The following is an 11,985-nucleotide window of genomic DNA, read 5'->3' as shown; positions in this document are numbered from 1 at the left end:
TTCAGAAAAATGTCTTGGCGGCGGCTTCGGCGTAGGTCGCGATCGGCCCGCCGATCAGCACATAGAACAGCACGAAAGCGCCGGAGACACCAAGCACGAGGCGCAGCTCAACCGCCATCGGCACGAAGCCGCCGGCCGGTTCGTCGAACCACATGATCTTGATGATCCGCAGATAGTAGAAAGCGCCCACCACAGAGGCCAGCACGCCGATGATCGCCAGCGCATAGAGATTGGCGTTGATGGCGGCGAGGAACACGTACCATTTCCCCCAGAAACCGGCGAGCGGCGGGATGCCGGCCAGCGAGAACATCAGGATGGTCAGGATCGTCGCCATGATCGGGTTGGTCGACGACAGACCGGCGAGATCGCTGATCTGCTCGACATTGCCTTCCTTGCGCCGCATGGCGAGGATGAAGGCGAAGGTGCCGAGCGTCATGACGAGATAGATCAGCATGTAGATGGCGACGCCGCGCACGCCGGCCTGGCTGTTGGCGGCTAGGCCGACCAGCGCGTAGCCCATATGGCCGATCGAGGAGTACGCCATCAGCCGCTTGATGTTGGTTTGGCCGATCGCGGCGAAGGAGCCGAGCGCCATCGAGGCGATCGAGATGAAGACGATGATCTGCTGCCAGTCGGAAGCGATCGGCTTGAAGGCGCCCATGGTGACGCGCACGATCAGCGCCATTGCCGCCATTTTGGGGGCAGCCGCCAGGAAGGCGGTGACCGGCGTCGGCGCGCCCTCGTAGACATCGGGCGTCCACATGTGGAACGGCACCGCGGAAATCTTGAAGGCAAGGCCGGCCAAAACGAAAACCAGGCCGACGACGAGGCCAAGCTGGCGCTCACCGCTGCCAAGCGCCGAGGCGATTTCCTGGAAGCCGACATTGCCAGTGTAGCCGTAAATGAGGCTGATGCCGTAAAGCAGCATGCCCGACGACAGCGCGCCCAGCACAAAATACTTCAAACCGGCCTCGGTCGAACGCAGATTGTCGCGATTGATCGCGGCCAGCACGTAAATCGCCAGCGACTGCAGCTCGAGGCCGAGATAGAGCCCGATCATGCCGTTGGCCGAGATCATCAGCATCATACCGAGCGTGCAGAGCAGGATCAGCACCGGGTATTCGAACTTGTCGAAATGCTCCTGCCTGGCGAAGCGCATCGACATCACCAGCGTCACCGCCGAACCGATCAGCGACAGCACCTTCATGAAGCGGGAGAACGGATCCTGGATGAAGGCGTTGCCGTAGGCTGCGCCCTGTCCCGTGGGAAAGATCAGCCATAGGCCTGCGATCACCAGCACGGCGACGGCAAGGACAGTCACCAGAATGGCAGTGTTGGCGCGCGAATAGGCGCCCACCATCAACAGCGCCAGCGCGCCGATGGCGAGGATCAGCTCCGGCGTCGAGAGCGAAAGGCTGGAGTAAAGGTCCGGCGTCATGGTTCGCAAAACCTCTGGTCAGTTCGCCGCCGCGGTCTGCGCGGCGCCGATGGATGCGGTGACATTGGTGACGAGCGCCTTGACCGACTGGGCCGTGGCATCGAAGACGGGAGCGGGATAAACGCCGAAGAAGATGACCAGCACGACCAGCGGGTAGATGATTGCCTTCTCGCGCGTCGACAGATCGAGCAGGCCCTTCAGGCTTTCCTTGGTCAGCGCGCCGAAGATCACCCGGCGGTAGAGCCAGAGCGCGTAGGCCGCCGACAGGATGACGCCGGTGGCGGCGAAGAAAGCCACCCAGGTGTTGACCCGGAACACGCCGAGCATGGTCAGGAACTCGCCAACGAAACCTGACGTGCCCGGCAAGCCGACATTGGCCATGGTGAAGATCAGGAACACCGTGGCGTATTTCGGCATGTTGTTGACCAAGCCGCCATAGGCGTCGATCTCGCGCGTGTGCATGCGGTCGTAAATGACGCCGACGCACAGGAACAGCGCGCCCGAGACGAGGCCGTGGCTCAGCATCTGGAAGATCGCGCCCTGCACGCCTTCCTGGTTCATGGCGAAGATGCCCATGGTGACGAAGCCCATATGGGCGACGGAGGAATAGGCGATCAGCTTCTTCATGTCCTCCTGCATCAGCGCCACCAGCGAGGTGTAGATGATGGCGACGACCGACAGCGTAAACACCAGCGGCGCGAACATTTCCGAGGCCAGCGGGAACATCGGCAGGGAAAAGCGCAGGAAGCCGTACCCGCCCATTTTCAACAGGATGCCGGCCAGGATCACCGAGCCCGCCGTCGGCGCTTCGACGTGGGCGTCGGGCAGCCAGGTGTGCACCGGCCACATCGGCATCTTCACCGCGAAGGAGGCGAAGAAGGCCAGAAATAGCCATGTCTGCATGTGGGCCGGGAAGTTGTGGGTCAGCAGCGTCGGGATGTCGGTGGTGCCCGCCTGGAAGAACATCGCCATGATGGCGAGCAGCATCAGCACCGAGCCGGCCAACGTGTAGAGGAAGAACTTGAACGAGGCATAGACGCGGCGCTTGCCGCCCCAGACGCCGATGATGATGAACATCGGGATCAGGCCGGCCTCGAAGAAGACGTAGAACAGCACGATGTCGAGCGCGCAGAACACGCCGATCATCAGCGTTTCCAAGAGCAGGAAGGCGATCATGTAGGCCTTGACCCGCTTGTCGATCGCTTCCCACGACGCCAGGATGCAGAGCGGCATCAGGAACGTCGTCAGGATGACGAACAGCATCGAAATGCCGTCGACGCCCATATGGTAGGAGATGCCGGAATCCAACCAGGCAAACTTCTCGACGAACTGGAAGCCGGCTTGCGAATTGTCGAAGCCGGTCCAGATGAACAGCGAGATGATGAAGGTGGCTGCTGTCGTCGTGAACGCGATGGCGCGGATGTTGCGACGCGCATTCGGGCTGTCATCCCTGATGAACAGGATCAGCAGCACACCTACAAGCGGCAGGAACGTGACCAGCGAGAGGATTGGCCAGGCGGTCATCAGAGCATCATCCAGGTGACGAGTGCGGCCACGCCGATCAGCATGGCGAAGGCATAGTGATAGAGATAGCCGGTCTGCAGCTTGACGACGCGGTCGGTGACGTCGACGACACGCGCCGAAATGCCGTCAGGGCCGAGCCCGTCGATGATGGTGCCGTCGCCGGTCTTCCACAAGAACCTGCCCAGCGCCTTTGCCGGCCGCACGAACAGGACGTCGTAGAGCTCGTCAAAGTACCATTTGTTGAGCAGGAAGGCATAGAGCAGCCGATGGTTGGCGGCGACGCTCCGGGGCAGCTCCGGCGAGCGGATGTAGAACTTCCAGGCGACGGCAAAGCCGATGATCATGGCGACGAACGGTGCCAGCTCGACCCACAGCGGCAATTCATGGATCTCGTGCAGGATGTGGTTGCCCGGCAGCGTGAACAGCGACGCCTTCCAGAATTCGGCATAGGCTTCGCCGATGAAGGCGCCATGGAAGATAACGCCGGCAAACAGCGCGCCCGCGGCCAGGATGAACAGCGGCACCAGCATCACCGGCGGCGATTCATGGACATGGTGCATGACGTCGTGGCTCGCCCGCGGCTCGCCGTGGAAGGTCATGAAGATCAGCCGCCAGGAGTAGAAGGAGGTGAAGCAGGCGGCGATGACCAGCAGGACAAAAGCGAGGCCGGCGACCGAATTGTGGCCGGCAAAGGCAGCCTCGATGATGGCATCCTTGGAGAAGAAGCCGGCGGTGCCGATGACGGTCACCGGAATGCCGACGCCGGTCAGCGCCAGCGTGCCGATCACCATCATCCAGTAGGTCTTCGGAATGAGCTTCCGCAGGCCGCCCATCTTGCGCATGTCCTGCTCGTCGGACACGGCATGGATGACCGAGCCGGAGCCCAGGAACAGCAGCGCCTTGAAGAAGGCATGCGTGAACAGATGGAAGATCGCCGCGCCATAGGCGCCGACGCCGAGCGCGACGAACATGTAGCCGAGCTGCGAGCAGGTCGAATAGGCGATGACGCGCTTGATGTCGTTCTGAACCAGGCCGACGGTCGCCGCGAAGAAGGCGGTGAAGGCGCCGATGAAGGTCACCACGGTCAGCGCCGAATGCGACAGTTCGAAGAGCGGCGACAGCCGCGCCAGCATGAACACGCCTGCCGTCACCATGGTGGCGGCATGGATCAGCGCGGAAACCGGCGTCGGGCCTTCCATGGCGTCCGGCAGCCAAGTGTGCAGCGGCACCTGCGCCGACTTGCCCATGGCGCCCATGAACAGCAGCAGGCAGACGATGGTCATGGCCGCCTGCTTGTCCAGCGCATAGCCGAGGAAGGTAAGCACGGCGGCGCCTTGTGGGGCGCCTTCAGCCGGAATGAACGTAGCGGCATTGGCGAAGATGGTGCCCAGATTGACCGAGCCGAACAAAACGAAGACGCCGAAAATGCCGAGCGCAAAGCCGAAATCGCCGACGCGGTTGACGACGAAGGCCTTGATCGCAGCGGCATTGGCCGACGGCTTCTTGTACCAGAAGCCGATCAGCAAATAGGAGGCGAGACCCACCCCTTCCCAGCCGAAGAACATCTGCACCAGATTGTCCGCCGTCACCAGCATCAGCATGGCGAAGGTGAACAACGACAGATAGGCGAAGAAGCGCGGCCGGTTCGGATCGTGGTGCATGTAGCCGATCGAATAGATGTGGACCAGCGCCGACACCGTGTTGACCACCACCAGCATGACCACGGTCAGCGTATCGATCCTGAGCGCCCAGGAGGCGTCCAAGCCGCCGGATTGGATCCAGCGCAGTACCGGCACGGTGAACACCTCGCCTTCGCCGAAGCCGACGGTGAAGAAGGCGACCCAGGACAGCACGGCCGAGATCACCAGGAAGCCTGAGGTGATATATTCCGATGCCTTGGCGCCGAGCGAATTGCCGAACAGGCCGACAATCAGGAAGCCGAGCAGCGGAAGGAAGACGATCGCTTGATACATGTTAGCCCCGTCAACCCTTCATCTGGTTCACGTCTTCGACCGCGATCGAGCCGCGGTTGCGGAAGAAGACGACGAGAATGGCAAGACCGATGGCCGCTTCGGCGGCGGCGACCGTCAGCACGAACAGGGCAAACACCTGGCCGACGAGATCGCCCAATGCCGCCGAGAAGGCAACGAAATTGATGTTGACCGCCAAAAGGATCAGCTCGATCGACATCAGGATGACGATGATGTTCCTGCGGTTCAGGAAGATGCCGAACACGCCCAGCGTGAACAAGATCGCCGATACGGTCAGGTAATGTGCGATGCCGACGACCATCTCAGAGCCCCTCGCCTGACTTGACCTTGCGGACTTCCATGCCTGTCGCCGGCGTGCGGCCGACCTGGGCTGCGATCGACTGCCGCTTGACCCCTTCCTTGTGGCGCAGCGTCAGGACGATGGCGCCGATCATGGCGACCAGCAGGATGAGGCCCGAAATCTGGAAGTAGTAGAGGTAGTCCGTATAGAGGATGTCGCCGAGTGCTGCGGTGTTTGTCCGCGCGGCAAGATCCGGGATGGGTTTGGAGACCGTCGAGGCCAGTTGCGGCGCGAAGGTGTAGCCGCCGAGCACCACGATCAGCTCGGCCGCCAGGATCAGCCCGACCAGCGCGCCGATCGGCGCATATTGCAGGGCGCCTTCCTTCATCTCGGCGAAGTCGACATCGAGCATCATGACGACGAACAGGAACAGCACCATGACCGCGCCGACATAGACGACGAGCAGGATCATCGCCAGGAACTCGGCGCCGGTCAGCATGAACAGGCCGGCGGCGTTAAAGAAGGTCAGGATCAGGAACAGCACGGAATGCACGGGGTTGCGCGACGAAATGACCATGAAGGCCGACGCCACCGCGACAAAGGCGAAGAGGTAGAAAAAGGCCGCCTCTAGTCCACTCAGCATTGGGGATCCCCCGGGTTCCTGTCCAAACAGGACATCCGTCCTGTTTGATTTCTGCGACCGCCTCCGGCCGGCAAGTTGCGTTGTCCTTAGACGAGGCCCCTCGCCCCGTCCATGCGTCAAATGTCAGCGGTAGGGCGAGTCCAGCGAGATGTTGCGCGCCAGTTCGCGCTCCCAGCGGTCGCCATTCGCCAGCAGCCTGTCCTTGTCGTAGTAAAGCTCTTCGCGCGTCTCCGTCGCGAACTCGAAATTCGGCCCCTCGACGATGGCGTCGACCGGGCAGGCTTCCTGGCAGAAGCCGCAATAGATGCACTTCACCATGTCGATGTCGTAGCGCACGGTGCGGCGCGTGCCGTCATTGCGGCGCGGGCCGGCCTCGATGGTGATCGCCTGCGCCGGACAGATCGCTTCGCACAATTTGCAGGCGATGCAGCGCTCTTCGCCATTGGGGTAACGGCGCAAAGCATGCTCGCCCCGGAAGCGCGGGCTGGTCGGCCCCTTTTCGTGCGGATAGTTGATCGTCTCCTTCGGCGCGAAGAACTGGCGCATCGACAGGAAGAAGGCGCTGACGAAATCCTGCAGCAGCAGCGATTTGGCGGCCTGGCCAAGAGCGGACATCACGCAAACCCCGTGATCTTGAGGAAGGCCGCGGTGGCAACGACCATGAACAGCGAGATCGGCAAAAACACTTTCCAGCCGAGCCGCATCAGCTGGTCGTATCGGTAGCGCGGCACGAAGGCCTTCACCATGGAGAACATGAAGAACATCAGGCAGATCTTGAGCACGAACCAGATCACGCCGGGCACCCAGGTGAAGGGGGCGAAGTCGAAGGGCGGCAGCCAGCCGCCGAGGAACAGGATGGTGGCCAGCGCGCACATCATCACCACGGCGACATATTCGCCGAGGAAGAACAACAGGAACGGCGTCGACGAATATTCGACCATATGGCCGGCGACCAATTCGGACTCGGCTTCCACCAGGTCGAAGGGCGGGCGGTTGGTCTCGGCCAGCGCCGAGATGAAGAAAATGACGAACATCGGGAACAGCGCCAGCCAGTGCCAGTCGAGGAAGCTGTTGGGCAGGCCAAGCTTGGTGCCCAGCCCATCCTGCTGCGACAGCACGATGTCCGACAGGTTGAGCGAGCCGACGCAGAGCAGCACGGTGACGATGACGAAGCCGATCGAGACTTCGTAGGACACCATCTGCGCCGCCGAGCGCAGCGCGCCGAGGAACGGGTATTTCGAATTGGACGCCCAGCCGCCCATGATCACGCCATAGACCTCGAGCGAGGAGATGGCGAAGACGTAGAGGATGCCGACATTGACGTTGGCGATCCCCCAGCCGGCATTGACGGGAATGACCGCCCAGGCCGAGATTGCCAGCACGGCCGACACCAGCGGCGCCAGCAGGAACACGCCCTTGTTGGCGCCGGACGGAATGACCGGTTCCTTGAAGACGAATTTTAGCAGGTCGGCGAAAGCCTGCAGCGTGCCCCACGGGCCGACGACGTTCGGGCCGCGGCGCAATTGCACCGCCGCCCAGATCTTGCGGTCGGCGTAAAGCAGGTAGGCAACCCCGATCAGCAAAACGACGATCAGCACGACCGACTTTAAAAGGATGATCAGCGTCGGCAGCACGTAGAAGGAGAAGAAGGTGTCCATGTCTACTCTGCCGCCTGCCTGAAGCCGTTTTTCGCCAGCGCCGAGCATTCCGCCATGACGGCGGAGGCCCGCGCAATCGGGTTGGTCAGATAGAAATCCGTGACCGGCGAGGTGAAAGTGCCCTTGTTCAGCCGCCCGCCGAGCTTCGCCACCCTAGCGACGTCATCGGCATTGCCGGCTTCGACATGATCGATGCGGGCGAGATGCGGGTATTCGCCATAGAGTTTGGCGCGCAACTGCTGCAGCGAATCGAAGGGTAGTTTCTTGCCCAGCACATCGGACAATGCCCTCAGGATCGCCCAGTCTTCGCGCGCGTCGCCCGGCGCGAAGCCCGCGCGGTTGGTCTGCTGCACGCGTCCCTCGGTGTTGACATAGGTGCCGGACTTTTCGGTGTAGGCGGCTCCCGGCAGGATGACATTGGCGCGGTGCGCACCGGCGTCGCCATGCGTTCCGACATAGACAACGAAGGCGCCGCCGGTCTTGGACATGTCGATCTCGTCGGCGCCGAGCAGGAACAGAACCTCGCTCTCCCCCAGCATGCCGGCAACGTTCTTGCCGCCCCTGCCAGGCACGAAGCCGACATCGAGACCGCCGACGCGCGCGGCCGCAGTGTGCAGCACGGCAAAGCCGTTCCAGTCGGCGCGGGCAGCGTTCACGGCCGTGGCGAGTTTCGCCGCCTGGCCGAGCACCGCCGCGCCGTCGGCACGCGATAGTGCGCCCTGGCCGACGATGATCAGCGGATGCGTCGCCTTCTTCAGCACCTGGAAGAACTTGCCGTTGCCATCGGCCAAGTCTTTCAGCGACTCCGGACCGGCGCCGAGCTGTTCATAGTCGTAACGCGTGTCGCCGACCTCGCCGATGACGCCGACCGGCAGATTGCCGATCCGCCAGCGCTTGCGGATGCGGGCATTGAGCACCGAGGCCTCGAAGCGCGGATTGCCGCCGATGATCAGCACCGCGTCGGCCTGCTCGATGCCCTCGATGGTGGGGTTGAAGATGTAGCTGGCGCGGCCGAGCGCGGGATCGAGTGCGGCGCCGTCCTGGCGGCAATCGGTGTTCTTCGAGCCCAACGCAGCCATAAGCTGCTTAAGCGCGTAGATTTCCTCGACGGCGGCAAGATCGCCCGCAATCGCGCCGATTTTCTCGGGCGCCGCATTCGACACCGCATCCCTGATCGCAACGAACGCTTCGGCCCAGCTGGCCGGCGCCAGCTTTCCGTCCTTGCGGACATAGGGGCGGTCGAGGCGCTGCGTGCGCAATCCGTCCCAGATGAAGCGGGTCTTGTCGGAAATCCACTCCTCGTTCACCGCTTCATTGACGCGCGGCAGGATGCGCATCACCTCGCGGCCACGGCTGTCGACGCGGATTGCCGAGCCGACGGCGTCCATGACGTCGATGGATTCTGTCTTGGTCAGCTCCCACGGCCGCGCCTGGAAGGCGAACGGCTTCGACGTCAGCGCGCCGACCGGGCAGAGGTCGATGACATTGCCCTGCAGCTCCGAGGTCATGGCGCTTTCGAGATAGGTGGTGATCTCGGCATCCTCGCCGCGGCCGATCAGGCCAAGCTCGGAAATGCCCGCAACTTCCGTGGTGAAGCGAACGCAGCGCGTGCAGTGGATGCAGCGGTTCATAACCGTCTTGACCAGTGGGCCGATATACTTGTCTTCGACCGCGCGCTTGTTCTCGTGATAGCGCGAGGAATCGACGCCGAAGGCCATCGCCTGGTCCTGCAGGTCGCATTCGCCGCCCTGGTCGCAGATCGGGCAATCCAGCGGATGGTTGATCAGCAGGAATTCCATCACGCCTTCGCGGGCCTTCTTGACCATCGGCGTGTTGGTGAAGATTTCAGGCGCCTCGCCATTGGGTCCCGGACGCAGGTCGCGCACATTCATGGCGCAGGAGGCCTGCGGCTTGGGCGGCCCGCCCTTCACCTCGATCAGGCACATGCGGCAATTGCCGGCAATCGACAGCCGCTCATGGAAGCAGAAGCGCGGCACTTCCGCGCCGGCGTCCTCGGCCGCCTGCAGCAGCGTGTAGTGGTCGGGTACAGTGATCTCTTTCCCGTCGACCTTGAGCTTTGCCATCAATTGCCCCCGGCGGTCTGCGCCGTCTCATATGCCTGAAACAGATCGCTCAGCCTGATGCCATTGATCATCATGCCGGCGACTTCAGCGTTTTCTATCTTCAGATTGCTCATATTCACATTGCTGAAAAACGCGTTCGAGAGGTTCGCGTCGTCCACCACGGCCGCCGACAGGTCGACGTTGTGAAACTGCGTGTTCGACAAGTTCACATCGTCAAATCTGGAGTTGCTGACGATGGCATTGCGCACATCGAGAACATCGCTCCTGTCGTGGATCTCCATGCCTGCCACCCCTACTTCTTCGCCTTGGCAGCCAGCGTCAGCGCCGCGGCCTGGCGGGTCCACTCGTCGCGGCCGATGCGGCCGGTGAGCGACAGGTAGTCCTCGACCCAGGCGATCTCTTCCGGCGTCCACGCCGCGATCTGGGCAAAGGTCCAGATGCCGAGGCCGTTCAGCACCTTTTCCAGCTTCGGCCCAACGCCGGTGATCGCCTTGAGATCCGACGGCTTGGCCGGACGCGCCATGGCCTTGGGCTGTCTGAAATCCTCCGGCATCAATCCGATCGTCGCGCCTTCGGCGACGGCATCGGTCTTCTCCGGCTCGGCATCGACGGTGCGAGCGGCAATATCGGTCACATCCTGGGCAAAACTCTGCGCCTCGGCGATCAGGGTTCTGGTCGCCGCGCGCGCCTTGGTGGCCGGCGCGGTCTCGGAGAACTCTTGGGTGCGCTGCTCGAAATCGTCGATGATCGGCTGGAAAATCCGCTGCGATGCCTCGGCAGCACCCGACAAGGCGCCGAGCCACACGCCAAATGCATGGTTGGCAAGGCCGAAGCCCAGCGCCGACATCGCGGCGGCACCAGCGACAGGATGCGCGAGAAGGTTGACGGCGCTGGCCATCTCCTTCGGCATCATCCTGGTCAAATCCTGGTTCATCTTTTCAAGCTGGTCCAAATTGGGCATCAAAGGGTTCGAATACTGCGCCATAGACATCTCCTGGTCGTTTCTTCGCTTGCCCCGCCCCGCTGTGTCAGTCCCGGGCTTGCGCCCGTATTTCAAATCTACTCAGCCGCCACCATCACCGGTTCGGCCCGGTGCGCGTTGCGCGAAAACTCGTCGATGCGCCGCTCCACCTCGCCGCGGAAATGCCGCATCAGGCCCTGGATCGGCCATGCCGCGGCATCGCCCAGCGCGCAGATCGTATGACCCTCCACCTGTTTGGTGACGTCGAGCAGCATGTCGATCTCGCGCTTCTGCGCCTCGCCGCGCACCAGCCGCTCCATCACCCGCCACATCCAGCCGGTGCCTTCGCGGCATGGCGTGCACTGGCCGCAGCTCTCATGCTTGTAGAAATAGGAAAGCCTGGCGATCGCCTTCACGATATCGGTCGATTTGTCCATGACGATGACAGCCGCCGTGCCGAGGCCGGATTTCAGGTCGCGCAAAGCATCGAAATCCATCGGCGCATCGATGATCTGCTCGGCCGGCACCAGCGGCACCGAAGCGCCGCCCGGAATGACCGCGAGGAGATTGTCCCAGCCGCCGCGAATGCCACCGCAATGCGTCTCGATCAGCTCGCGGAACGGGATCGACATCGCCTCTTCGACGGTGCACGGATTGTTGACATGGCCCGAGATGCAAAACAGCTTGGTGCCGACATTGTTGGGGCGGCCGAAGGACGAGAACCAGGCGGCGCCACGGCGCAAAATGGTCGGCGCGACCGCGATTGACTCGACATTGTTCACGGTAGTCGGACAACCGTACAAGCCGACATTGGCTGGGAATGGCGGCTTCAGCCGGGGCTGGCCCTTCTTGCCTTCGAGGCTTTCGAGAAGTGCTGTTTCCTCGCCACATATATAGGCGCCGGCGCCGTGATGCATGTAGATGTCGAAATCGTATCCGGACGTGTTGTTCTTGCCGATCAGCCTGGCCTCGTAGGCCTCGTCGATGGCGCGCTGCAGCGCCTCGCGCTCACGGATGAACTCGCCGCGCACATAGATGTAGGCGGCGACCGCGCCCATGGCGAAGCCGGCGATGAACGAGCCCTCGACCAGGGTGTGCGGATCGTTGCGCAGGATATCGCGGTCCTTGCACGTGCCGGGCTCGGACTCGTCGGCGTTGACAACGAGATAACTCGGCCTTCCATCGCTCTGCTTGGGCATGAACGACCATTTCAGCCCGGTCGGGAAGCCGGCGCCGCCACGGCCGCGCAGGCCGGACGCCTTCATCTCATTGACGATCCACTCTCGCCCCTTGGCGATGATGCCGGGCGTGTTGTCCCAGGCGCCGCGCGCCATCGCGCCGGCCAGTGACTTGTCGAAGAGCCCGTAGATGTTGTTGAAGATGCGGTCTTTGTCAGCCAGCATGAC

At 62.6% G+C, this 11,985-nt stretch carries 11 protein-coding genes; all 11 read right to left on the bottom strand.

The window, feature by feature from the left end:
• Position 1 precedes the first annotated feature (1 nt).
• A complete protein-coding gene (nuoN, locus tag ACYG9Y_RS07725) occupies positions 2-1,438 on the bottom strand; it encodes an NADH-quinone oxidoreductase subunit NuoN (RefSeq protein ID WP_023706136.1) in 1,437 nt (478 codons plus the stop codon).
• Positions 1,439-1,456: 18 nt separating this feature from the next.
• Complete coding sequence (locus ACYG9Y_RS07720; protein ID WP_023670808.1) at positions 1,457-2,962, bottom strand: NADH-quinone oxidoreductase subunit M; 1,506 nt, start codon at positions 2,960-2,962, stop codon at positions 1,457-1,459.
• On the bottom strand, positions 2,962-4,935 hold the full coding sequence (gene nuoL, locus ACYG9Y_RS07715) for an NADH-quinone oxidoreductase subunit L (protein ID WP_023739142.1): 1,974 nt from the start codon (positions 4,933-4,935) through the stop codon (positions 2,962-2,964). The genes ACYG9Y_RS07720 and nuoL overlap by 1 nt, the downstream gene beginning before the upstream one ends.
• A 10-nt stretch (positions 4,936-4,945) precedes the next feature.
• A complete protein-coding gene (nuoK, locus tag ACYG9Y_RS07710; RefSeq protein WP_023670810.1) occupies positions 4,946-5,254 on the bottom strand; it encodes an NADH-quinone oxidoreductase subunit NuoK in 309 nt (102 codons plus the stop codon).
• Position 5,255: 1 nt separating this feature from the next.
• Positions 5,256-5,876, bottom strand: coding sequence for an NADH-quinone oxidoreductase subunit J (locus ACYG9Y_RS07705; protein ID WP_023739143.1), 621 nt, complete (start codon positions 5,874-5,876; stop codon positions 5,256-5,258).
• A gap of 123 nt (positions 5,877-5,999) precedes the next feature.
• Positions 6,000-6,491, bottom strand: coding sequence for an NADH-quinone oxidoreductase subunit NuoI (nuoI, locus tag ACYG9Y_RS07700; protein ID WP_023690956.1), 492 nt, complete (start codon positions 6,489-6,491; stop codon positions 6,000-6,002).
• Positions 6,491-7,534 (bottom strand): NADH-quinone oxidoreductase subunit NuoH, encoded by a 1,044-nt coding sequence (nuoH, locus tag ACYG9Y_RS07695; RefSeq protein ID WP_023685202.1) that lies wholly within the window; start codon positions 7,532-7,534, stop codon positions 6,491-6,493. Before nuoH ends, nuoI begins: the two co-directional genes overlap by 1 nt.
• A gap of 2 nt (positions 7,535-7,536) precedes the next feature.
• Positions 7,537-9,618 carry an NADH-quinone oxidoreductase subunit NuoG gene (gene nuoG / locus ACYG9Y_RS07690; RefSeq protein WP_023690955.1) on the bottom strand — a complete coding sequence of 694 codons (2,082 nt, stop codon included), beginning with the start codon at positions 9,616-9,618 and terminating at the stop codon, positions 7,537-7,539.
• Entirely contained in the window at positions 9,618-9,899 is a 282-nt protein-coding gene (locus tag ACYG9Y_RS07685) for a pentapeptide repeat-containing protein (RefSeq protein ID WP_023685200.1), read from the bottom strand. The genes nuoG and ACYG9Y_RS07685 overlap by 1 nt, the downstream gene beginning before the upstream one ends.
• Positions 9,900-9,910: 11 nt before the next feature.
• Positions 9,911-10,603 (bottom strand): NADH-ubiquinone dehydrogenase subunit, encoded by a 693-nt coding sequence (locus ACYG9Y_RS07680; protein WP_023685199.1) that lies wholly within the window; start codon positions 10,601-10,603, stop codon positions 9,911-9,913.
• 74 nt (positions 10,604-10,677) lie between these two features.
• Positions 10,678-11,982: an NADH-quinone oxidoreductase subunit NuoF gene (nuoF, locus tag ACYG9Y_RS07675; protein ID WP_023670819.1), complete on the bottom strand. Its 1,305-nt coding sequence runs from the start codon at positions 11,980-11,982 to the stop codon at positions 10,678-10,680.
• Positions 11,983-11,985 lie beyond the last annotated feature (3 nt).

The organism is Mesorhizobium sp. W050 (assembly GCF_054719535.1).
This window is presented reverse-complemented; position numbering and strand designations above follow the sequence as displayed.